The following is a 22,903-nucleotide window of genomic DNA, read 5'->3' on the forward strand; positions in this document are numbered from 1 at the left end:
ACGGGTTCAACCTGGCAGAGCAGGCGGGAGCAAAGAAATCTGCCAGTCCTCAGGCGCATCCTCCGGCAGGGCATGATCCAGATAGGCGATCAGGTCTTCCTGTCGCGGCTGACCGAATACCATGCGGTAGAGCGCGAGCTGGCGTTTCATGCGCTTGAGGCGCCCCACGTCTCGGCTCAATGGCAACAGCAGGACCCGCCGCATGATCCGTGCGTCCCCGGCCTCGTAGATCCACCACGGTGCCAGGTCGGATTGCTGGCCAAACTCCGTCGCTTCAGCGCACTCGAACAGACGGGCCCACGGGTCTCCTTCCCCCTGCCAGTCCGCAAGCGCGGCCAGGCCGATGTGCTGGGCGACGTTCCTCCTCACCGCGTGGCCCTTGTAGCGATGAACGCGCCCCTCGCGCTGTTCCATGTCCACCGGATTCGACGGGAGGTTCCAGTGCACCACCGAGTGACACCAGGTATGGAAGTCCAGGCCTTCCTGCCCGACCGAGGTGCTGGCCAGCACAAAAGGTCGAAAGGGCGAATTGAACGCCGCCCGCACGGAGTCGGTACGGGCGACAGCGCCGCCAGTGTCATCGCGCATATCGCCAAACCGCAGTGCGAACCTGCAACGCATGGAGAGATCCGCAACCTCCACCCGGCGCTTATTCACTCGCACGTCGTCGACCTTGAGCTGCGCCGAACGCATGGATAAGGATTCCGTCACGGCGCGCGCCACCGCATCGATGCGCTCGGCGGCGGGGGCCTCTACCCTCCCCAGTTGCTCCGGCAGCACATGCACCTGCTCGTCCAGGACGGCCTGCAGATTGCCCTCCACCGCATAGTCCAGTGCCTGCCGCCAGTAGGGCTGTTCATCCCGGTTCTGGATCAGCACCACGCTCTCGGGCAGATTGAACAGCATACGAAAGCCGTTGGCCACCCGCGCGGCCCCCAGCAACAATGCCGGATCGTTCCAATCGACATCCGTAGCCACCCGCCGCAGTGCACGTAACGCGCAAACCCCGGGGCCTCCAAGCGCGAACCGGGCCAGCACTTCTGCAAGGTCTGACGGGCGCCGCCCCAGGTCCAGTTCCCCCCGCATGGCCTGGATCATCTGGTCGCGATGGGCGCGAAAGTGCTCGCCCCCTTCCTGTTCGGGGATGGCCTCGGGCCAGCCGCTCGCCGCCTGCATCCACTCGATCAGGCCCGCATCCCGTTCCAGCATCGCGATCGCTGCCCAGTACCAGCGCTCGTCGACCCGCCCGTACTCGTCCCCCTTTGGCAGTTCGTCGAGCAGGTCACGACAGCGCCGCGTGGCCTCCACAAGGAGTACGTCGAGGGCCGGTGGTTCACCATTGCCAAAGGCGATGGCTAGATGCAAAGGATCCACCTCGCGAGCCAGGCGAGGCGCCGGCATGATGCGGGCCAGGGCTGGCATTCCCGTCAGGCGCCCATCCGCGTCCGTCTGAAATCGCAGCAGTGGCCGGACCCGCTCGTAGGTATTGCTGTACCCGACATCCCCGCCCACCTGGCCAAACGCCCTCGCCTGCGCCTCGTACGAGCACAGCGTGGCAATCGCATCCGGCACGGCATTCCAGGCCGAGAACACTAGCTGTTTGGTGACCTCTCCTGCCCGCGCCCACGGCCCGGCCAGCTGCGTATAGGGCAACGAAGGCGGTAACCACAGAAGCTCCCACAGACCAGCACCCACGGTTTCGTCGATGAATCCGCGCATCCGTGCGTGCGGAATATCCAACGGCTCATAGGCCTCAATGCGATTGACGTCGATCGTACTGAGCCCCTTCCCCCGCGCGATCGCCCGCCGAAGCTTCTTTGGTGGCTTGGTCGCAATGGCATCCAGCTCCCGGCGCATCTGATAGCCGCGCATGTAGCTGAGCATGTACGGCACCGACTTCCAGTACTCGATGACATCCGGCAACCCCGCCGCATGCGCCGTGGAATCGATGTTCCGGGCGTATTCGAGATCCAGGGGCGCCAGATCCACGGTGCGCTCGTCCCCGGAAAGCATGGCATCGCGTCGGCGCGTCAAGCCCACGCGCTCCGTTCTGCACATCACCCGTAGCAACCGCGATTGAAGACCCTCACGCGCCTGCTCAATACCCTCGTGATCGCCCTCTGCCAGTTGCCGGCAGCCGCGGCGATAGGTCTCCAGTGCCCAACGCAGGCCGTCCACCTCGTGCACGTCGCCGTACAGGAAACCCACCGTATCCAGGAAGTTCTGGTGATGATCTTCGTCCGACTCCCCGTGCATGCTCAGCATCCGGTACGGAGTCGCCGACAGCAGCAGGAGCCGCGCACCCTCCAGCGAGAACAGGTCATTGGCCAGTTCGGCTTCTTCTGTCTCCCCGTTCAGCAGGTCGGAAAACCGCTGGAACTCGTCCAGGATCACCAGCGATGGGCGCAGCGCATCCAGACAGACGCGAGCAAGCCTGCGGCGCAGCCGACCCACCAGAGCATTGCGCTCGGCATTCGTCTCCGCCGGCCGCTCGGATTCTGGTACCTCAAAGACCTCGCACAGTCTCCGCAGCTCTCCGAGCAATTCCGTCTGCTGGCGCATATCCTCCAGAAACGCGGCGGCCAGGTCGGTTTCGATCTCCTCCGGCCCCTCTTTCAGTAGTTGCGGCCAGCGTTCCCCCACGTTGCACTGGAGCACCTTGCTCAGACCGGCCGGGCTCAGACCTTCCAGCCCATCGAGCAGATGGAACAGCAGCACCCGCTCCCGCGCGATCCCCGTGCTGGAGCGAAGGTTGAAGGTGGTCCCCGGGGTCAGGCTGATGAAATTGACAGGATTCCGGTTGAGCTGATGAACCGTCTCGGGCAACAGGGTCAAGCGGCTGGCCAGCGCAAACTCGTTGTCCTCGAGCACATTCATCCGGCGGATGTTCTGCTGCGCAATCGCCGCGTTCGAGCACACGTAGATGATGTCGACGCGCTCGCCCTGTCCGCTCAGCGCCTCCAGGCTGCGCGCGATGACCCCCCGAGCGACCAGCGTCTTGCCCAGCCCCACCTCGTCGGCCACCAGAAAGCGCCCGCTGCCGGCCGGGTCGAACAGCCGCTGGAAGGTGTAATCCACGGTGCGGCGCTGAAAGGGCTTGAGCCCGTCCAGCACCGGCTGGGCATCGAAACCCTCAATCCCGGCCATCGCGGTGCTCCATCGCTTCCTGATACGTCCGCCACAACGCCTCGAACTCCGGCGGCACCAAGTCAGAGGTGCCCAGGCGCCCCTGCAGGCGCTCGATCATTTCGGCGATATCCCGCAGGCGCTCCGGTTCCCGGCTGTAGCAGCGGGTCATCTCTTCCAGAAGCGGCAGTTCGTCCAGCACCGCCCTTTGCCAGTGCCCGTGACCACTTCCCGCCATCGGGATAAAGGCGCCAGCGGCGGCATCGTCATTCGCCAGTAGCAGCATCAGATACCGCAGGAACCCGTCGCGATTCTCCACCACGGCACGCAGGATGGCCGCCTCGCGATCCTCTGCCGGCAAGCCCTCGATCGGCAGGTTCAGTGCAAAGCGCAGCTCGTGGTCCGCCGCCGGATCCGTAAGCTCAAAGGCAATGACCCCGGTCAGGTAGGCCACGCCGCCATATGGCAACTCGCTTCTCCCTGCGTCTCCGCCCGCCCCAAGCGCTACCGCATCACTGGGGGACCGGCTCACCGGCCAAACGCGGCAATTCACCGACTCCGGCAGCTCCACCTGCCCGACCAGCCAACACCGCCACATATCCTCCGAACTGCCGGCCTCGCAAACCACCCGCAGCCCACCCCGCGCAAGCTCGGCACGCGCCCGCTCCAGCCGCTCGCGCGCCCTCACGAGTTCTGCATCCTCGTGCGCCGCGCGCTCCCCGGGCTCCCAGCGCTGCAGCACGCCCCCAAGGCCCTTTTCGCCCAGAAGGTCGTCGATGCCACCCAGTTTGCGCCGAGGGCCTTTCAGGGTCGCAATCACCTCCAGGTTTTGCTGCGCCAGCAACGCCGCATCCGTCACGTTGGCTGACCCCAGCGTGATCGACGTGCGAGTACCTCGTTCGCTGATCCATGCCTTGGCGTGCAGCCCGCGGGTGTCGTGGTCGATCTCGCCCTCGTTGTCCTCCGTCTCGGCCGCCTCGTGCAGCACGTAACAGCCATCGAAGGCGCCGCAGACATCCGGCGAAACCTGCTGCAGCTCCTCCGGACGCGAGACCAGCGCCACCGGCCCGCGACTGGCGCCAGCCAGCCGGCCCAGCGCCGCATCCTTCAGAAACGGCGAGATCACCGCCAGGCGATCGCTCTTCTCGGGTTCCCAGCGTTCCCCGGGCAGGCCCGGAACCGAAAACTCGAGGGTCTCGGCGCCATGGGGCAACGCGAATTTGCAAGCCATCAAATCGCGGGCCAGCTCCCGCGCCTGCGCCCGCCGGCCCGCATCAACCTCGCGCACGGCCAGTCCCGGCAGGGCCTCCAGCAGCCGCGCTAACGGCCGGTTCGCCTCAATACTTTCGTCGCCCAGCTCGCCATCAAGCTGCAGCGAGAGATCCCAGGAGCGATCGTCGGTCACGTTACGCGACAGAATCGCTACCCGCAGCAGCGGCGGTTCCCGCACCCCCTCGTCCGGCCGGAAGCGCAGCACCCAGACCTTGGGGTGAAACACCCCGTCCCCGGCTGGCTCCACCTCCACCATGCAAGGCTCCAGCAACCCGAACAGGTGATTGCCGGCCTTCGGCGCGCGCATCTGGCCGCGCTGGAGATAGAGCGTTACCCGATCCATCGTGCGGCGGACCGACTCGTACACCGCGATGCCGTCATCCCGCCGCTCCGCTCCCAGCAGCGACAGATGCACGGGAATGGTCAGCAGTGTCGGAATATCCAGCGAGAACGTGGTGCCCAGCGCCTGATCCAGCGAGTATCCGGGCGGTGGTGTGAGCAGGCTCGTGTACAGGCTGCGGCCATTCGGATCGAGCATTACCCGTCCTCCCCCTGCAACGCAGCGTACAGGTCACGGTGGAACCGGCTCACCGTCGGCCAGCGATAGTTGTAGCGATAGGCACCCGACTGGCCGCTCCATTGCGTCAGGGCCTGCGGGTTGTTGAAGCGCGAACGTGCCTTTTTCAACAGCGATTCGCGCCGACGCACCAGATCACGCGCCGCCTCGTCCGCCCGCAGCCGCGTCCCGTCGCTGCCACAGGCCACTACCCGCTCGCGCCATTCCCGCAGGAAGTCGCGCGCCCCCTGCTGTACCCGCAGCGCTCCCCCATCCGTCAGCGCAAACAGATGGTCCAGGTTCCACTCCGCCAACGGCAGTGCCCGGGCCGCCTCGGTCCAGTCATCCATCCGCTGCACGTAGTGCTCGACCCAATCCTCGCGTTCGCGCCGTTCGGACAGCGCCAGGTTGTAGAGCAGGAACGCCCCCTGTGCGAGCACCGCAAGCTTCTCCGCCTGATCGAGCAGCGCCTGCTGCCGGTCGCTGAAGCCCGCCCGATCCGGGTGCTCCCAGGGGTATTCCACGTCCGCCGGTGCGCTGCGCTCGAACAGATGGGCCAGCAGGCTCGTCGGATGACACTCGCGCACCCGGTCCAGGATGAACGCCGCCTCCGCACGGTCCAACGCCAGCGTCACATTTGACGGGAATCGCTCGGGCGCGTCCGGCAGTCCGGCATGCCAAGTGCGATACTCCGAAACGCTGTCCGCCGATTCACCCTCGCCCGTCAAGGCCGCCCTCTCGCGCCGCCGTTCCACCAAGCCAACCACACTGCGGTGGTAGCGCTCCTGCGACAGCGGCACCTCCCGAATGCCCCAGGACGCCAGCCCCGCCCAGTACACCGAGCTCGGCAACCGCTGCAGCGTCCGCCCGGAACCGATTCCGAACACCCCGGCCCGGTCGTCCCCCTCGCGCAGCACATCCACAATGCGAAACTCCAAATCAGCCGCCCGCGCCGGCACCTTCTCCGGCGCAAGCTCCCCCCGCGCCAGCTCCGACTCCACCTGCTGGTACACCCACGCGACCAACAGCATGTAGCGCAAGCGCGTCTGGATCGTACTCGTGCCCGGAAACAGCAGATCCGCCAGGTTGTCTCGGATCGCCCCAAGCCCCAGCTCGTCGCGCGTATCGCGCTCCCCGAACATCGCCAGCACGCGCATGCTCCGCTCGCGCGCCTCCGCATCGTGATCAAGCCAGGCAATTCTGGACTGGAGCATTCCCATTCCCTGTCCCTATCCCCGCGCCCGCTTCACCAGACCATGCCGCGAGCGTACGCTCCATTAGTCATTTCCGACCCACACCTTTTTCTTGCCACTCCAGCGAAGTCGCTACAACACCATTGACGCATTAATGTACAGCCTGAATTCAGGCAGCAAATAATCACATTCCAATCCCGATATGCCGCTCCGGCCCCGATGATTGGCTTCGCGCACCCTCTTGAACACACTATTCCGGTGAAGGCGCAAACTTCAACTCGAGCTGGTCCGCAATCGACTCGACCAATTTATCGCACTCCCCCATCGTTCCACGCAAATAATTGTGATCTGGCCAAAGAAAACCACTCTCCGGCTCACTAACTGCAAGCCCGGCCTCTTGCACCTTCCTCCGATAGATCGAATTTATTTTCCAGTTATTATGCACGCCCAAATCGCGTCTCGCTTTCGCCTCAATGAAAGCCGCCCAATGAGTTTTAACTGGCTCAGCTTCGATTGACATCAACTCTGTAAGCTTATCGAGGTACTCCATCGGCCTCCCATACATCAAGCCATGAAGGTGCTCCTCCGCCGCCATGAGAACCATCTCCTCTTTAGGCTTATCAATTATGTCCCTTAGTGCAAACTCCATATGACCGATCTTTTTAGGGTAACACTGAAGCAGATGTTTTGTAACATCGACAAGATAACTTTCAACCTCAGTAATCACAGAGGACAAAAGCATTCCACTAAAGTGATTCGCTACACTCATCCCGTACGGACCCAAACACCTCTCGAGACTCTGGAACTGCTCCTTAAGATCACCATCTCCATATGACAAAAGCTGGCTATTCAGAATGATTACCGCAGAACTAGAAATAGCGGACATCTTGCTATAGTACCTACGCCTAATCTCCAAGAGTGACGCGGAGAGCTGCTCCTTATTATTAACTAAGCTCATGGAATGCGCCCTTGATTAATCGTGTAATGATTCACTGATTCCTTAAACGAGCACTGCGTAAATACTTTTTTAAACCCCTCCGGCACGGGTCACCGCCGTCGCGCGCAACGTACCGCACTTACGTGCAATATGGACCTCTAAGGAATCCTTCTTTTAATGTCTTCCGGACAAGATAGTTGTCAGTCTTTAGGCAGAAGTGCTCGAAGGGATCGTTTAGCTCCACCAGCCGCTCAACCTTGAGTTTACGATTCTCAAGTTCCTGAAAACCGTAGTGTTCGCTTATAAAATTGTAGATACGCATTCTTGATCCTAAAAACAGAGGGAACTCATGATCTTTTATGGCGCCTGCGGAAGACCGGTTTGACTGTTCGCCTAGTTAAACGTCTTCTGGATCAATCCCGCCATGTAGAAATGTCTCCATAGCATTTTTACCTTCCGGTTTTAAACCCTCACGCTGCATGGCTCGGTACCAATTTTCCACTACACGCTTCATCCAGTTCAGATCGTTTTTCCAGGCAGGGCCAACATGCTCAACCCACAACTCAATCTCGCGTTCTGATGTGGGCTCCGCCGAAGACAACAGCCGGGCTGTGAAAACTAATTTACCTGCCAGCTCGACGTCAATAACTTCGTCAGGAACTGACCAGTTCCCCTCGTTGCCAAGACAGTCTGTATAAAAGCCGATTTGCTTAACCTGATCCAACAGGTATGGGTGCTCGGCATTTTTATCGAATAGTGGACGAAGGTCGTCTAGTTTTCTTACGCCCTCAGCGACCAGCTGAGGAATGATCCACTGGACATTCTTTTCGGTATGAGAGCGGTAACGCTTCCATTCTTCCTTTAGTTCGTTGTCGTCACGCGCAAGCGCCATGGCACGAAGTATTGAGACCTTTCCTGACTCTTCTATAGAAAGGGCAGCCAGGGAACATGCGGTCGGAAGCCTTCCATTTTCCAAAAGTATCTGGGCATCCTTTGCCAAGCGTGCTGCATTGGCAGACGCAGCGGTCATGCCTTCGGCTACCTGCGAGGAGCTTAAACGTCCTTTATAACTTGGCAGCTTCTTCGGCACGAGCATCAACCGTTTAACAGGTGTTAGGCAGAGACTGGGATACTGGCACGATTCAGATTCTGGCTGACACCGACATAGCCTCGATGTTCCGCATATCGTTCTGTTAGTAACACGTACATGCGAGACCGCTTGTGCAAACGAATTACGGTCTCGCAGCGTTGTGGCTGTGCCTTTCCGGTGGACGAGGAGCGCCACGATGCACTGGAACGCTTGTTCATTGGCTGGGCCTTGTGGCCATTGATTGTTGGTCGGCAGCACCGCCGGTCAGCAAACGGAGTATCAGCAGCGCGAAGTCCCGCTGCCGCTCCGGGTCGTCCAGGACCTGCATGGAGAGTTTTTCGTGGTCGGTCATGGCGTCGAGGACGGTGTCGGTGACGCGTTTGGGGAACAGGCCGTGCATCACCTGGTCGGGGCTATGGTTCTCGACCTGGGCCATCACGGCGTCGTCGCGGCGGATGCGGTCGGCGATGCCGTTGGCGAACTGGAGCTTGTCCGCGTCGCTCACTTCGGCGCCGAACAGTTCGTTGAGCTGGTCGATGATCTCGGAGAGGCGTTTCTTTTCCGGGTCGTGGGGCTTGCCGGAACCGACGTCGGAGACGGGCTTGAGGCCGTCGTAGTCGGCGCCGTCCTCTGCGAGGCTCAGGCGCTGCTCCGCGCGCTTGTTCAGGCGGTAGTGGGTCAGCTCCAGTTCGTCGACGTCGATGGCGTCTTCTTCGATGTTTTCGATGCGCAGCAGCGGGTGCAGGGCGCGGGCGTAGACGTTGAGCTGTTCCAGCTCGTGGTCCTCGAAGTCGACGATCTGTGACAGGAACTCGTAGCTGCGCACGAAGCTCTGCAGGTTCTTGCGGAACAGGTCGAGCTCGTCGCGGGTGGTGTGGGCGTCCTTCAGCTCCTGCTCGGCGCGGTGCAGGCCGGCCTTGTCGCCGTTGCGCTCGGCTTCGGCATGGGCGGCCTTCCAGGTCTGGATCTGCTCCAGCACCGCCTTGTAGCGGGTGTGGTAGCGCTCCTTCGCGGGCTGGCAGTAGTAGCTGAGCTGGCTGGCGCCGGCCTTCGGATCAAAGAAGGCGCGGGCGAAGTTCTCGACCTCGTCCCAGTGGTAGATGCCGGCGGCGTCCAGGCTCTTCTGCAGGTCGTAGACGATCTGATGGTCGGAGACGTCGGCCAGCTCGGCCTTGTTGTAGTACGGGCGGAAGGCCTCGAGGATGTCTTCGGCATCGTTGAAGAAGTCGAGGACGAAGGTGGCCTCCTTGCCCGGGAAGATGCGGTTCAGGCGCGAGAGGGTCTGCACGCACTCCACGCCCTGCAGCTTCTTGTCCACGTACATGGCGCAGAGCTTGGGCTGGTCGAACCCGGTCTGGAACTTGTTGGCGACGATCATCACGTTGTATTCGTCGGTCTTGAACGCCTCGGCCAGGTCGCGGCCCTTCAGCCCCGGGTTCAGCAGCGAGCTGGTCTCGGTCACCTCCTCGGGGATCACCTCGTCCGGCAGAACGGAGCCGGAGAAGGCGACCAGCGCGTGCACGTCGGTGTAGCCCTTGTCCTGGATGTACGCGCGCATGGCCAGCGCGTAGCGCACCGCCTCCTGGCGGCTGCCGGTCACCACCATGGCCTTGGCCTGGCCGTCCAGCAGGTGGCGCACGTTGGCGCGGAAGTGCTCGACGATCACCTCCACCCTCTGCGAGATGTTGTACGGGTGCAGGCGCACCCAGCGGGCGATCTTGGTCGAGGCCTTGCGCGACTCCACCTCCTGCTCGTCGGCGTGCGGGTGCGCCAGCTTCCAGGCGGTGGAGTACGTGGTGTAGTTCTTCAGCACGTCGAGGATGAAGCCTTCCTCGATGGCCTGGCGCATGGAGTAGAGGTGGAAGGGCTCGGGCTTATTGTCCTGTGATGCCGGCAGTTCCGGATTCGGCGGGCGGCCGAACAGCTCCAGAGTCTTCGCCTTGGGGGTGGCGGTAAAGGCGTAGTAGCTGATGCCCTCGGCGGGTTTGCGCGCGGCCACGGCCGCGTCCAGCAGCTCCTCGGCGCTGATCTCCTCGTCCTCCGGCTTGTCCGTTCCGAGAATCGCCTTCAGCTTGGTGGCGGAGGAGCCGGTCTGCGAGGAATGCGCCTCGTCGGCGATCACCGCGTAGCGCCCGGCGGCCAGGTCCGGGCGCTTGTCCAGCGCGTCGAACAGCGCCGGGAAGGTCTGGATGGTCACGATAATGATGCGGGTCTGCTCGGCCAGCGCCTCGGCCAGTTGCTCCGACTTGCTCTGGCTGCCGACATCGCGGGTGATCGGCCGCACCACCCCATGCGCGTGCTCGAAGTCGAAAATAGTCTTCTGGAGTTGACTGTCCAGCACCGTGCGGTCGGTGACCACGATCACGGAGTTGAACAGCTTGTCGCCCGCATCGTCGTATAACGCAGAAAGCTGGTGGGCGATCCAGCCTATGGAGTTGGACTTGCCGGAGCCGGCGCTGTGCTGGATCAGGTAGCGCTGCCCCGCGCCTTCCTCGCGCGTCGCCTCGATCAGGCGGTTCACCACGTCCCACTGGTGGAAGCGCGGGAAGATCAGCGACTCCTTCTTGCGCCGTTTTCCGTGAAAGTCTTCCTCCGGTTTGTCCTCCAGGTGCAGGAAACGGCCGATGATCTTCAGCCAGGCATCCGGCTGGAACACGCGTTGCCAGAGGTAGCCGGTGGCGTAGCTGTCCGGGTCCGGGGGTGCGGGGTTGCCGGCGCCGCCCTCCTCGGTGCCCTGGTTGAAGGGCAGGAAGAAGGTGTCCTTGCCGTTCAGGCGCGTGGTCATCGCCACCTGGTCCTGGCTAACGGCAAAGTGCACCAGCGCCCCGCGCTTGAAGGTCAAAAGCGGCTCGGGCTTGCGGGTGACCGGGTCCTTCAGCGGGCGGTCGCGCCGGTACTGGCGCTTGGCGTTCTCCACCGACTGCTTGAACTCGCTCTTCAGCTCCAGCGTGGCGGTGGGGATGCCGTTGACGAACAGCACCAGATCCAGCCGGGGGTTGTACTCGCCGCTGCGCGCATGCGGCGAGTACGAGACCTCCGGCACCACCCGCAGGCGGTTGGCGCGGTAGCGCGCCAGGGACTCGGGGTTCATCTCGTGGTCGGGCCTGAAGCTGCACAGATCCAGCTTTACACCCGGGGTCTTCACCCCGTGGCGCAGCACTTCCAGCGTGCCGTCGTGCTCCAGCTCGCGGGTGACCGCGCGCACCAGGGCCTTCTGCGGGTCCTGCGCGTTCTTCGCGGCGAACTTCTCCCAGCGCTCCGGCCAGGCGTCCTGCAGGTAGGCGACCAGATCCTCGGTGTACAGGGCGTTGGCGGCGTCATACCCGCTGGCCGGACCGGTCAGCCAGCCATCGGCGGTCATCGCTTCGATGATGTCCTGCTGAAACTGGGCTTCCCTGCTATCCGCCATCAATGCTTCCCTTCCTGGTGGTTACGGCCTCCGATGGCTCCCAATTTGCAGGGTTATGCGCGCAACGGCAAACCGCCATTCCCGTGGCCCGCCCCAGAGTCCTTATGGAGAACGGTAATGCGGTTCCAAAACGCGCCCGGCGCCTGGCTAATGCGCACCGCCTGCGGCGTCACCCTTCAGCGGGTTCCTGGTGGCTTCTTCCTGGAGGCGCTCGACCAGCCACACCTTGATGATGGACTGACGGGTCACGCCGATGCGCGCCGCCTCGCGGTCCAGCGACTCCACCACCCAGGCGGGAAAGTCGACGTTGATGCGCTTCTGTTCCTGATTGACGCGGCGCGCCGACGAGAGGTCGAGATCGCCAACGATATCTTCCTGCCCTTCGTCGAATTTCTTGTCGAAGTCTTTAGCTTTCATAGAGCTCCACCTCCTTCCTGCGGGAGCGCCTGACGGAGATCAGGCGAGTACGGCCTTCCCTGTAGGTGACGACAGCCGACCAGTGTCTTCCAGCAATCTTCCCGATCAGCAGGAATCGCGGCTCGCCCTCGGACCTTGCCCGGATCTCCAGCAGGTTCGGGTCTTCCCACAGCGCCTGGGCGGTCTCGAAATCGATACCGTGCTTTTCCAGATTGGCCCTGCTTTTGGCCTCGTCAAACTGAAACTCACCCATGAGTCGTAATTATACCTTTTTTAATCATCCAGAAGGAACGGGGGATGCGCGACAACACTGGCCGTCATCGGATCGCGCGTGTTCAGCCGGGAGCAGGAACTGGCCAATCGCGTGCGAAAGCGATCGGTCGCCGGTACCAACAGCGGCGGATCAGAGCACTTCAGCGCTGCTTTCTGCGGCTTCGCTGACCACCTGCTCCTGCCATTCGCCATAGGTTTGGCCAGTGTCTTCCCGTTTCCATTCGGTACGGCCGTTGGCCGACCTCCCCACCACCATGGCCGCAGCGGCGCTGGGACTGGAGAACGCGTAATCGCGGGAAAATCGCAGCAACCCGGTCTCGTCCTCCACCAGTACGCCCTCTTCGAGCAGTCGTTGGTGCAGGGGCTGATAGCTATGCCCCGGAGCGGCCCACGACGCCCTGGCCTGCGAGCCCTCCAGAACGAAGAACTCGCCCTCCGCCTCCTGCCCGTACGCGGTGATGCCGTATTTCGGAAAGATCATGCGGAATCGTGGCGAGGCAGCAGCTTCGTCAGCGCTAAGGGAACTGCCTTCCGCGCCATCACGCGACGGCGGTCGGCTCGAGTCGCGCAGGAACTCGAAGCCGAGCACAGGGAGCACGGTACGGATCTGTTCCAGGAAGAAGGCCATGTCGGCCTGGTCGGCCTCGGGCAGGCCGATGTAGTCGTGGCGGGTCCCGTTGACCAGAGTGCAGCGGCCCACTCGCTGAGCCTGCTGGATCAGCAGGCTCTCCAGGTACTTCACGTGGGCCTTGGTCAGGTTCTGATCCTTGCTGGTGATCAGGCAGACCTTTTCCCAGAAGTCCTTGCCGCCCTGCTCCTCGGTCCGGTTGTGCTGCTTGAGTCGCTTGCCGACATCATCCGACTCGCCGATGTACACCTGCGGGCGGGCGCTGTTCTCCGCATCCGGGCCGACCAGAAAGTACACGCCGGTGCGCCCGCACTCTGGGCGCTGCACCAGCTCGCTCAGCTTGCCCCGCGGCCCGGTAAGCACATGCCCGGTCCAGTTCATGATCTCCGCCGTCAGCAGCCCGTGCGGCGTGCCGTCGACCAGGAACAGGCGGATGCTGCGGCCCTGGGTCATTGGGCACCGCCTTGCGCCGAATACCCGGCCGACGCCTCGGCGACCATCGCCAGCCCCGGCTTTTCCGCCTCAGACCCACGCGACCAGGCGCGCGCGTCGATCTTGCCGGTGACGGCGGCGGAGATCAGGGCCGATCTCCTTTCCAGAAGGAGAGCGATCGCACGGTCTGTCTTGCTAACCAATTCATCAATGCGAACTAAAGCCTCAGATAACTGCTCCAGAATTTCGGATTGCTCTTTGGGCGAAGGGATCGGAACAAGGCAAGACATCACGTTCCGGGATGAAATGGATGCAAGATTGGTGCTTTGCTTCGAGTATAGGTAGAAGTACGCTCTCGCGGAGTCGCTCCGCGTAAACATTGACAGCCAGTTTGCAGACAACCCCCTGCTTGGCCGAATGGCGAAAACGTGATTTTGATGCAAACAACCTTCAATCTGCCCCTGCCACACTGCGCCACGCCCAAGCTTGTCGCTATCCCCGCCTTCGTTCATCAAGACATCGCCTTCTCGAAGTTCATAACGATTCAGCTCAGTTAAACTGACAGGAACGTCGTAAACTTCAGACAGGTCCAGGTGCCCATCCTGGACATTTGCGACGCGAAGGTAGGGACGCAGGACCACCGGTTCGTCCGGCCCATATTTCTTGCCCTTGGCAACTCCACCCTGAACAGTTGCGTACCAACGCAACGCAGCAACAGCCCAATGCGCCGGCACCTCACCGAGCCATTCGACGCCGGAGTCCTTCATGGGCACGTTGGGGTCGAGGCCCTTGGTGACGGCGTGGGAGATCACCACCTGCCGCTTCTCCTTCAGCAGCTCGATCAGCCGCCGCTGCGCCTCGATCAGCGCATCAATCTTCCCGGTCTCGTGGTCGAGGAAGGCGGCGATACGGGATTGCTCATCGGCTGTGGGAACGAGCACGTTAAGCCACTTCATGTCCGAATATTTGAGCGATTGTCGAAGCCCGCCGCCCATCGAGTAAAAGACTTTCAGAAGGTCATAGGCACGAAAGAGGTAATGCGCGAACCGTTTGTTTATACCTGCGGGGCTGACCGCAAGATATGCGGAGGTAATAATACCTCTTTCTGGAACGATTGCGCTTCGAAGACTGCGCTTGTCATTCTGAAGATCAGTAAGACGTAAGACGATGTCTCCAGGCTGGACGATTTGGTACGTTTCGAACGAGGCAGGAAGTAACCCATCCTGTGTCTCAAGATCCTTTTGAACAATGCGCCCGAAGCTCAGTGAGAGAAGATTGTCTTCGATCATCCCTGTATTCGCATCACGGCGCTCTTCAAAGAGACTAAAGAACGGCTGCAAGCACCAATGCTGGGGGACCTCGCCCAGCCACTCGACGCCGGAGTCCCTGTACTCGGGATACTTCGGGAAGCTCACGCCGACAGCTCCTCGATCATCTGCTTGATGCGGGTGGTGACGGCCTTCAGGTCGGCGTCGATCTCTTCCAGCGGACGTGGGGGCTGGAACACGTAGAAGTGGCGGTTGAACGGGATCTCGAAGCCGACGATGCCGATCTCGCCGTCCTGCTCGTCGCGCTTGTCCTCGTCGATCCAGGCGTCGGGGACGTGCGGCTTCACCTCGCGCTCAAAGTAGTCGAACACGTCCTCGCCCAGCGGGACGTTCTCGGTGTCACGCAGGTCGCTGTCCGGTTCCGGGTTGCCCTTCTTGTCGGTGCAGATGTCCGCTTCCGGGTCGCGTTCGCTCAGGCCGTTCCATACGGCCTTCAGCGCGGCAGCGGGAAACTTCACGTCCAGCGCCTTCAACTGGGCCTTCAGGTCGGTCAGGAAGGCCTCGCGGTTGGTGTATACGCGCTCGGCGTCCAGTCGCTCGCAGGCGGCCTGCACGCCCAGGCGGGTGGTCTCGTCCAGCTTCTGGATCGGCTTTTCGGCCAGCATGCGTTCGATGCGCTCGGGGCTGGCCTGGAAGTTCAGGCGCAGCGGGCGTTCGACCGTGATACGGCGGTAGCCGAAGGCCTCGTTCGGGAAGATCTTGCTCTTGTCGCTCTCTTGGAAGGCGCCGTAGCTGCGCACGATGGCGTCGATGTTGGCGTCGTCGATGTACTGGCGCTTGGAGCCGAGCGACTTGCGCATCTTGGCGTAGCGCTCGGTGGCGTCGATGAGCTGCACGCGGCCGCGGCGCTCGGCCGGCTTGCGGTTGTTCAGAACCCAGATGTAGGTGGCGATGCCGGTGTTGTAGAACATGTCGGTGGGCAGGCCGATGATGGCCTCCACCATGTCGTGCTGCAGCAGGTAGCGGCGGATCTCGGACTCGCCACTGCCGGCCCCGCCGGTGAACAGCGGCGAGCCGTTGAGGATGATGCCGATGCGCGAGCCACCCTCCCGCGGGTCGCGCATCTTGCTGACCAGGTGCAGCAGGAACAGCAGCGAGCCGTCGGACACGCGCGGCAGGCCGGGGCCGAAACGGCCGTTGAAGCCCTTGTGCTTGTGCTCGTCCACCACCTGCTTCTGGACCTTCTTCCACTCCACGCCGAACGGCGGATTGGCGAGCATGTAGTCGGCCTGCAGCTCGTCGAGCTGGTCGTCGGACAGGGTGTTGCCGAGCTTGATGTTCTCGACGTCCTGCCCCTTCACCAGCATGTCCGCCTTGCAGATGGCGTAGGACTCGGGGTTCAGCTCCTGCCCGTGCAGGGACACGGTCACGTCCTGGCTGATCTGCTGAACGTATTCGTCGCTCTCGGACAGGAAGCCGCCGGTGCCGCAGGTGGGGTCGTACACGGTGACGATACTGTGCGGCTTGAGCTTGTGCTCCTGCCCGGTGAGCACGAGCGAGGTGGTCAGGTGCACGATGTCGCGCGGGGTGAAGTGCTCCCCCGCCGTCTCGTTGGAGCTCTCCGCGAACTTGCGGATCAGCTCCTCAAAGATCATGCCCATGCCAAAGTTGGTGATGCGCGCCGGACGCAGGTCAATGGCGGCGAAACGCTGCACCACCTGGTACAGCAGGTTGTTGGACGCAAGCTGCTCGACGAAGTCCTCGAAGTGGAAGTGATCGAAGATCTCGCGGGCATGGGTGCTGAAGGACTCGATGTAACTCATCAGGTCCTCCGCCGTCTGCGTATCCGACAGACTCGCGAGCGACAGCGGCGAGGTGTTGAAGAACGGCTGCTCCGCTTCGCGCAGCAGAAACTTTTCGCGCACGGAATCGGGCTTCTGTGCGTGCTCCCTGGCCGCCGCAAGCACCGTTTCCCGGGTCGGCTCCAGTACACACTCCAGCCGCCGCAGCAGCGTGAACGGCAGGATCACCCGCCCGTACTGCGACTGCTTGAAGTCCCCCCGCAACAGATCCGCCACCGACCAGATCCACGCGGCGGTCTCTGAATGATTCTCCGTGTTCAAGCCCTGCTCCCCTGTTCGTTCTTCCATGCCGGGCACCAAGCCCCAGTGATGGGGACATTGTTGCAGCAAACGAAGGCACGCGGCGAACAGAGGAACGACAGCCGCCTTATCGGCCACCCACAACCCTGCTATGTGACGGTAACAATTGCGGCCGCAGGCCCAAGAGCGCCCGTCAGGCTACGCACCCATCCGCGCCTTGATGAGCTTCTTCAGTTCGTCCACGGCAAGCGGCGGTACTTGCCTATGCACCACCGCGTGACAGTTAGGGCACAGCGGAATGAGGTCATGGACAGGATCGACGGTATATTCCTTCCCGATGTCGGACAGGCGAACGTTGTGGTGAACCTCAATTAGGTCCTTTGCGATGGGCCCATATCGCTCTTCGAAGGACATCCCACAGGCCTGGCAAGTCAGCCCATAGTGCTCCAGACATTTCCGCCGCGCTTCTGGGTTACGCTCGTACCGCGTCGCCACGGTCAATAGCCTCTTCCCTTCCACCACGCCCATCGATGCCGAATATGCAGGGCGCTGCGCGCGCTCTGCCCAGCGAGCTTCCAGCACCTCAGCCACGTCGCTCGCTATCGTCACGCCGGAGGCCTGGGGAAACCAGTCCTGAGCATCAAGCGGTTTTGAGCGGAGTTCAGCCTCGTCCACCACAGGCTGTTCACTCAGAACATCAAACTCGATCTCCACAACGTTGGCGGTATCGCCTTTCGCACGCCGCTCTGCATCCCAGTGATGCCTTTCGCGCGGACTCGACAGCACGATACCCGACCCGATCAAACCCTTGGGTGACTCACCCAGCCGAATCAGAAACGCGCGGTCTCCAGGCTGAACGTTCTTGGTTACTCCACAGCTCCATTCATCTCTGTAAGAACCTTCCTGGTTCGCCCGAACAACCGCCCGGGGAAGCTCATCCCAGACCCACTTTCTTGGGTTCCAGGCAAAAAGAATCGTCTTCATCCAGTCACTCCCTACTCCTGCAGTGTGCGGACCAACACCAGCGTATGGGTAAGCGAACCTGACTTCCGGGGGTGAGCAGAAGGCTCTTGAACAGGAAAGAGGACACCCCTCTTCTTCCATACCCCACCGGGATCATTCTCCCTACACGCCAGTCTTACCTATAGGCCATCTGTCAGTCGGATCGACAAGCATCCACACCCCGTAACGATCGGATTTGCCTGGAGGGGGCTCATCATGCGCCCGAACCTGATCACGGTATTCGGCGGCACCGGCTTTCTCGGCCGCGCCACGGTGCACGCACTGCTCGACGCCGGGCACACCGTGCGCATCGCCTCGCGCCGCCCCGTACTACCCGATTCTCTGCAAGATCACCCCCGAGTGGAGCACTGCCGCGCCGACATCCGGGACGATGCCGATGTCGCCCGCGCCGTGGAAGATGCCAAGGGTGTTATCAACGCCGTCAGCCTGTACGTGGAGCAACGCGACCTGCGCTTCACCTCCATCCACGTCGAAGGCGCCGCGCGCCTCGCCCGTGCCGCCCGGAACGCGGCCCTGGAGCGCGTCGTGCAGGTCTCCGGCATCGGCGCCGACAGCCGCTCGCCCTCGTCGTACATCCGCGCCCGAGCGCAAGGCGAAGCCGCCGTCCTCCGCGAATCCCCCAACGCCATCGTCGTGCGCCCCAGCGTACTCTTCGGCCCGGGCGACGCCTTTGTGCGCAACCTCGCCGGCCTCGCGCCCCTGCCCGTAATACCCCTGTTCGGCCGCGGCACCACCCGCCTGCAACCGGTACACGTCAGCGACATCGCCCGCGCCCTCGCCCGCCTGTGCGCAGACGAGCCGCCCACACACCCCATCTACGAACTCGGCGGCCCGGACATCCTCAACTATCGCCAGATCGTGAGCCTGGTCCTCACGCACCTGGGCCGCAAACGCCCCATGCTGCCCATTCCATTCATCCTCTGGCACGCCCTAGCCGCCGTGGGATCGCTACTCCCCAACCCACCCCTGACGCGCGATCAGCTCTACCTGATGCAACAGGACAACATCGCCAACCCCACCCTCGGCGCCTTCGCCGACCTCGGCATCACCCCTCACTCGTTCGAACAATCCCTGCCCGACTGCCTCCCAACCCACTAACCCCACCCAAATACATCACTCCACTGTTGCCCGTCTCCCCCTGTGGGAGCCCCTCGTCATCCCGGCCGCAGCGAAGCGAAGAGCCCGGATCTCCCAAGAGAAAGAGCGAGAAATAGGACACCCAGCTTCTCCCTGGCGGCAAACGGTCATCCAAAGAGCGAGAAATAGGACACCCAGCTTCTCCCTGGCGGCAAACGGTCATCCCGGCCGGAGCGAAGGGGAGAGCCGGGATCTCCGGCGTCCGCTCCTGCCTCGGCGCCCGAAATCCCGGATAACCGCTGCGCGGTTTCCGGGATGACCTTCCAGGCTGGGCGAAAGGACAATTCCTGGAACGATCCGAACGGTTGCCGCAGTTTCTGCGGTGTCTGGCGGTGACGGAATACCCGTACGGTTTACGGAACGTACGCCAAGGCGTACTCTTGGTCGAAGCCCACACACTTGCGAGGTGCGCCATGACGGGAATTACGGCTACAGAGGCGCGCAGCAACCTCTACCGGCTGATCGACGAAACGGCGGAATCCCACGAGCCGATTGTGATCACCGGCAAGCGGAACAACGCGGTCCTGCTATCCGAGTCGGACTGGTCGGCCATTCAGGAGACCCTGTACCTGCTATCGGTGCCGGGTATGCGCGAGTCGATCCGCGAGGGGATGGATACTCCGGCGGATGAATGCCACGAGGAGCTGGATTGGTGACATGGAAGTGGGTCTACACCCGGCAGGCTCAAAAGGATGCGAAGAAGCTGGCGGCCAGCGGCCTGAAGCCGAAAGCACAGGAACTGCTGACCCTGATTGCGGAAGATCCGTATCGAAAGCCCCCACCATTCGAGAAGCTGGTGGGTGATCTCTCCGGCGCGTACTCGCGGCGCATCAATATTCAACACCGGCTTGTGTACCAGGTGCTTGAAGACGAGGGAGTCGCCAAGGTGATTCGTTTATGGAGCCACTACGAGTAACCCGGCTACACGATCCCGCAGCCGCCAGGAAAAGAGGACACCCGCCTTGTTCAAATGCCGCCACAGCCCCTTCTCTCGTAGGAGCCCAGCCCTCTGGGCGACGGGGCATTGGGCACGTCTGATCGGCGAGGGGGCTCGCCTCCTACAAGGGGCTCCGGGGTCAGGCCTTGCCTTTTGTCCATAGGGTCAGCGCTTGTCTTTTGCCGCTGTCTCGGCCAGAGGGCCGGCCTGAGCTGTTGAACGCGCGCCGCGTTGTGGTAGCTGTCTCGACGAGCATTCCCATCAAGACGCCACTGAAAGGCCTTAATGGCGACACTCCCAACGGCCTGGCGCTATCCGACCACAGGATGCATCGAGTCGGTTGTTGCGCCACCGCCGGTCCTGCGGCACCCTCGCGGGACTTCCGCGCCTGGCGGGCGTGTTCCCAACGGTATCCTCCGAGCGAAGGCCATGAGTGAAGCGACAATGACGGCGGTGGCCCGGCAGCGACTGCTGCTCCAGGGACAACTGTCGACCGCACTGGCGCGGCTGGTGACCCCCTGTGCCGAGAGATGGGGTGATCGCGAGGCCCTGGAGCAGCGACTCGCGGTGGCTCTGGGCGCGCTGCCGTCCTGCAAGTACCTCTATGTGCTCGATCATCGCGCTCACCAGGTGACCGCCAACGTATCCCCGGAAGGCCCCTTGCCAGACCAGGCCGGACGGGATCGCAGCACCCGGCCCTACCTGGCCGATGCCCTGGCCGGTGCCGAGTTTTCCATGTCGTCGGCCTACATCAGCCGCAACCGGCGCCGCCCTACCCTGACGGCCGTGCAACGGCTGACCCAAAGCGACGGCACACTGCTGGGGTTCCTGGGGGCGGACTTCGACCTGCGGGAACTGCCCCTGACCCGCGACCTCTATCAGCAGCCGGACCAATGGATGCAGCTCAAGGGGGATCCAGCGATCCGCGGGGGCCTGTTCAACCAGCATCGGGTGGACAGCCCGCTCGACACCCGTATCGACGAGGTACTGGACCTCCTGACTGAGCTGGTGGCCGCCCACGGTGTATTCCACGGCAAGCTGCATTTCTCCAGTTCCCGGGCCACCTTGTGGCTGCGCGACGATCCATTCCGCTACCGCTTGCTGGACTACGAGGACCTCACGGATCCCGGGATCTGTCTCGCCTATCCTCAGCGGTCCTACCCCGAGGAGGCATTACTCTCCACGGAGCAGGTAGCAGCGGTGTTCCGTACCTTCCGTGAGCTGCGCTTCATGGACGACACGATCTACCTGCGCTCCGGCTCCCTCAATATCTTCAACGGCATGGTTGGCCTCAACTTCTCCTGTGACGGGTCCCACTACATGAGCGGGCAGGAGTTTCTCGCCAAACGCCTGGACTTCTGGCTGGGCTCCGGAGAAGAGCACGAACACCCGTAATCCCTCGGCCTCCGGGGAAGGGCAACCTGGGCAAGAATCACAACGCGTCGTAATGGCCCCCGATCGCGAAGATATAGATGGCTTGATCGTCGAAGCGGTAGATCAGTCGGTCCCGGGCGGAGAGACGTCGGGACCAGAAGCCCGAGAGCGAATGCCGGAGGGGTTCCGGCTTCCCGGTTCCGGTGGCCGGGTCGTTCCGGAGCATCTCCTTCAGGATCCGGCGCAGGGCTCGATGCAGCTTTGGGTCGCGCTCCCGGAGCGTTTCGTACGCGGCCCAGGTATTACCCTCGAATACCAGTGATCTCATCGATCTCCCCTTCCGTGGGTCGATAACCGTCTCCCTTCCGATGGGTGGCGGCGGAGTCCGCAATCTGCTGCATCAAGCTGGAGTTCTGAAGCACATAGAGCGTTTCCTGCTCCCGCTCCCAGTCATCCGCGCTCATCACTACGAAGGCTTCACCCGCGCGCCGCGTCACCTTGAGCGGGGTGTGCGTGGATACCGCTTCCTCGACAAAGGCCTTCAGGTTCTCACGAAACCGGTTGACGCTTACTGTTTCCATGGTCGCTCCGAACCGTACGGTAATTCAGTACGAGAATAGACCAATTATTGGGGGTGATTCAATCGCCAAACATGGCTGGAAGCATGCGAAAGTGGACACCCATCTTGTTCACATGCCGCCACAGCCCCTTTCTCTCGTAGGAGCCCAGCCCTCTGGGCGATGGGGAACTGGACACGCCCGATCGGCGAGAGGGCTCGCCTCCTACAGTGGTAGGACCCAGCCTCACCAGGGAACGGGCGTGGGGTGATTCCGTTGCTACAGGCTACGGACATGCCCCTTGGGGCGCTGGGTCAGGCGGCGTCTAGTGGGTGGATGCGGTTTATGTCGTCCTGAATGGCCTGGGCGGCGTCCCAGAGGTCCACGGCACGTTGAGCATTCATCCAGTACTCCGGGGTAGTCCCGAACAGCCGTGCGAGTCGCAGTGCCATCTCCGGACTTAGAGCTCGACGTTCGCGCAGCAGTTCGTTGATGGACTGGCGCGATACGCCTGCCGCCTTGGCCAACTCCGCGGTGCTCAGGCCAAAATCCGGAAGAAAGTCCTCGCGCAGCATTTCACCCGGATGGGTCGGCCGCCGCTTCAGGCCGGTGGTGTTGGAGATGCTCATCACTATTGCCTCCTAGTGATAATCCGTGATTTCGACATCGAAGGCGTCGCCATCCTCGAACCGGAAGCAGAGCCGCCACTGGTCATTGACGGAGATTGCATACTGACCCTTGCGATCTCCTTCCAGCGCGTGCAGCCGATTGCCGGGAGGAACCCGCAAGTCATCAAGCTGCTCGGCTACCGAGAGATAGTCCAATTTGCGGACCGCCCTTCTGGCAACATCTGGCGGGATCCGCTTCGACTTCCCTGTCGCGTACAACTCTTGCGTACGCCGATCCGCGAACGTCTTGATCATGGCACCAATGTCTCGTATCACGTGACACGTGTCAATCTGCTAGCTAACGCGGCGAGAAAGCGGAGTCCCATCTTGTTCACATTCCGCCACAGCCCTTTTCTCTTGTAGGAGCCCAGCCCTCTGGGCGATGGGGCATTGGACATGCCCGCTCGGCGAGAGGGCTCGCCTCCTACAGTGGGTAAACCCCAGCCTCGATGACGCACAGGCGCAAGCGCTTTGGGGGGGTATCGCCGCTTGAGGACGAGAAAG

The 22,903-nt window shown here is 62.4% G+C and carries 20 protein-coding genes; 4 read left to right on the top strand and 16 right to left on the bottom strand.

All coding sequences use genetic code 11. From position 1 onward, the window contains the following. Nucleotides 1-6 precede the first annotated feature (6 nt). The 12 genes from F466_RS0109240 to F466_RS0109295 form a co-directional block, all read right to left on the bottom strand. A complete protein-coding gene (locus F466_RS0109240) occupies nt 7-3,147 on the bottom strand; it encodes a helicase-related protein (RefSeq protein WP_018993958.1) in 3,141 nt (1,046 codons plus the stop codon). Continuing rightward, the gene (locus tag F466_RS0109245) at nt 3,134-4,936 is read right to left on the bottom strand and encodes a phospholipase D family protein (RefSeq protein WP_018993959.1); all 1,803 of its coding nucleotides are present in this window, start codon (nt 4,934-4,936) and stop codon (nt 3,134-3,136) included. The genes F466_RS0109240 and F466_RS0109245 overlap by 14 nt, the downstream gene beginning before the upstream one ends. Beyond that, the gene (locus F466_RS0109250; protein WP_018993960.1) at nt 4,936-6,168 is read right to left on the bottom strand and encodes a DUF6361 family protein; all 1,233 of its coding nucleotides are present in this window, start codon (nt 6,166-6,168) and stop codon (nt 4,936-4,938) included. The genes F466_RS0109245 and F466_RS0109250 overlap by 1 nt, the downstream gene beginning before the upstream one ends. Before the next feature lie 229 nt (nt 6,169-6,397). Next, complete coding sequence (locus F466_RS0109255) at nt 6,398-7,033, bottom strand: hypothetical protein (RefSeq protein ID WP_198004211.1); 636 nt, start codon at nt 7,031-7,033, stop codon at nt 6,398-6,400. 448 nt (nt 7,034-7,481) lie between these two features. Beyond that, complete coding sequence (locus F466_RS13165; RefSeq protein WP_198004212.1) at nt 7,482-8,174, bottom strand: AbiV family abortive infection protein; 693 nt, start codon at nt 8,172-8,174, stop codon at nt 7,482-7,484. 214 nt (nt 8,175-8,388) lie between these two features. Next, the gene (locus F466_RS0109265) at nt 8,389-11,583 is read right to left on the bottom strand and encodes a type I restriction endonuclease subunit R (protein WP_018993963.1); all 3,195 of its coding nucleotides are present in this window, start codon (nt 11,581-11,583) and stop codon (nt 8,389-8,391) included. A 147-nt stretch (nt 11,584-11,730) separates the two neighbouring features. After that, entirely contained in the window at nt 11,731-12,000 is a 270-nt protein-coding gene (brnA, locus tag F466_RS0109270; protein WP_018139201.1) for a type II toxin-antitoxin system BrnA family antitoxin, read from the bottom strand. Then, on the bottom strand, nt 11,990-12,253 hold the full coding sequence (locus F466_RS0109275; protein WP_018993964.1) for a BrnT family toxin: 264 nt from the start codon (nt 12,251-12,253) through the stop codon (nt 11,990-11,992). The genes brnA and F466_RS0109275 overlap by 11 nt, the downstream gene beginning before the upstream one ends. A 150-nt stretch (nt 12,254-12,403) precedes the next feature. After that, nucleotides 12,404-13,354, bottom strand: a complete 951-nt coding sequence (locus tag F466_RS0109280) for a GIY-YIG nuclease family protein (RefSeq protein WP_018993965.1) — start codon at nt 13,352-13,354, stop codon at nt 12,404-12,406. Continuing rightward, nucleotides 13,351-14,748: a hypothetical protein gene (locus tag F466_RS0109285; protein ID WP_018993966.1), complete on the bottom strand. Its 1,398-nt coding sequence runs from the start codon at nt 14,746-14,748 to the stop codon at nt 13,351-13,353. Before F466_RS0109285 ends, F466_RS0109280 begins: the two co-directional genes overlap by 4 nt. Beyond that, the gene (locus F466_RS0109290; RefSeq protein WP_018993967.1) at nt 14,745-16,724 is read right to left on the bottom strand and encodes a class I SAM-dependent DNA methyltransferase; all 1,980 of its coding nucleotides are present in this window, start codon (nt 16,722-16,724) and stop codon (nt 14,745-14,747) included. Before F466_RS0109290 ends, F466_RS0109285 begins: the two co-directional genes overlap by 4 nt. Nucleotides 16,725-16,901: 177 nt before the next feature. Continuing rightward, nucleotides 16,902-17,687 (bottom strand): HNH endonuclease, encoded by a 786-nt coding sequence (locus F466_RS0109295; RefSeq protein WP_018139196.1) that lies wholly within the window; start codon nt 17,685-17,687, stop codon nt 16,902-16,904. A 234-nt stretch (nt 17,688-17,921) separates the two neighbouring features. Between F466_RS0109295 and F466_RS0109300 the strand changes: the two genes are divergently transcribed. The 4 genes from F466_RS0109300 (at nt 17,922) to F466_RS0109315 (ending at nt 21,195) form a co-directional block, all read left to right on the top strand. Next, nucleotides 17,922-18,824, top strand: coding sequence for a complex I NDUFA9 subunit family protein (locus F466_RS0109300; RefSeq protein WP_018993968.1), 903 nt, complete (start codon nt 17,922-17,924; stop codon nt 18,822-18,824). Nucleotides 18,825-19,276: 452 nt separating this feature from the next. Next, on the top strand, nt 19,277-19,519 hold the full coding sequence (locus F466_RS0109305) for a type II toxin-antitoxin system Phd/YefM family antitoxin (RefSeq protein WP_018139194.1): 243 nt from the start codon (nt 19,277-19,279) through the stop codon (nt 19,517-19,519). After that, a complete protein-coding gene (locus F466_RS0109310) occupies nt 19,516-19,779 on the top strand; it encodes a Txe/YoeB family addiction module toxin (protein WP_018993969.1) in 264 nt (87 codons plus the stop codon). The genes F466_RS0109305 and F466_RS0109310 overlap by 4 nt, the downstream gene beginning before the upstream one ends. 465 nt (nt 19,780-20,244) lie before the next feature. Next, complete coding sequence (locus F466_RS0109315) at nt 20,245-21,195, top strand: PDC sensor domain-containing protein (RefSeq protein ID WP_018993970.1); 951 nt, start codon at nt 20,245-20,247, stop codon at nt 21,193-21,195. Between the two features lie 37 nt (nt 21,196-21,232). Here the strand turns inward: F466_RS0109315 and F466_RS0109320 are convergent, their stop codons facing one another. The 4 genes from F466_RS0109320 to F466_RS0109335 all read right to left on the bottom strand — a co-directional run bounded on the left by F466_RS0109320 (nt 21,233) and on the right by F466_RS0109335 (nt 22,654). Next, entirely contained in the window at nt 21,233-21,502 is a 270-nt protein-coding gene (locus tag F466_RS0109320) for a Txe/YoeB family addiction module toxin (RefSeq protein WP_018875306.1), read from the bottom strand. Continuing rightward, nucleotides 21,477-21,755: a type II toxin-antitoxin system Phd/YefM family antitoxin gene (locus F466_RS0109325; RefSeq protein WP_018139190.1), complete on the bottom strand. Its 279-nt coding sequence runs from the start codon at nt 21,753-21,755 to the stop codon at nt 21,477-21,479. The genes F466_RS0109320 and F466_RS0109325 overlap by 26 nt, the downstream gene beginning before the upstream one ends. A gap of 290 nt (nt 21,756-22,045) precedes the next feature. After that, nucleotides 22,046-22,360, bottom strand: coding sequence for a HigA family addiction module antitoxin (locus F466_RS0109330; protein WP_018173892.1), 315 nt, complete (start codon nt 22,358-22,360; stop codon nt 22,046-22,048). 12 nt (nt 22,361-22,372) lie between these two features. Beyond that, nucleotides 22,373-22,654, bottom strand: coding sequence for a type II toxin-antitoxin system RelE/ParE family toxin (locus F466_RS0109335; protein ID WP_018861293.1), 282 nt, complete (start codon nt 22,652-22,654; stop codon nt 22,373-22,375). Nucleotides 22,655-22,903: the final 249 nt, after the last annotated feature.

It is taken from the genome of Thioalkalivibrio sp. ALgr1 (assembly GCF_000378285.1).
Taxonomy (GTDB): Bacteria; Pseudomonadota; Gammaproteobacteria; order Ectothiorhodospirales; family Ectothiorhodospiraceae; genus Thioalkalivibrio.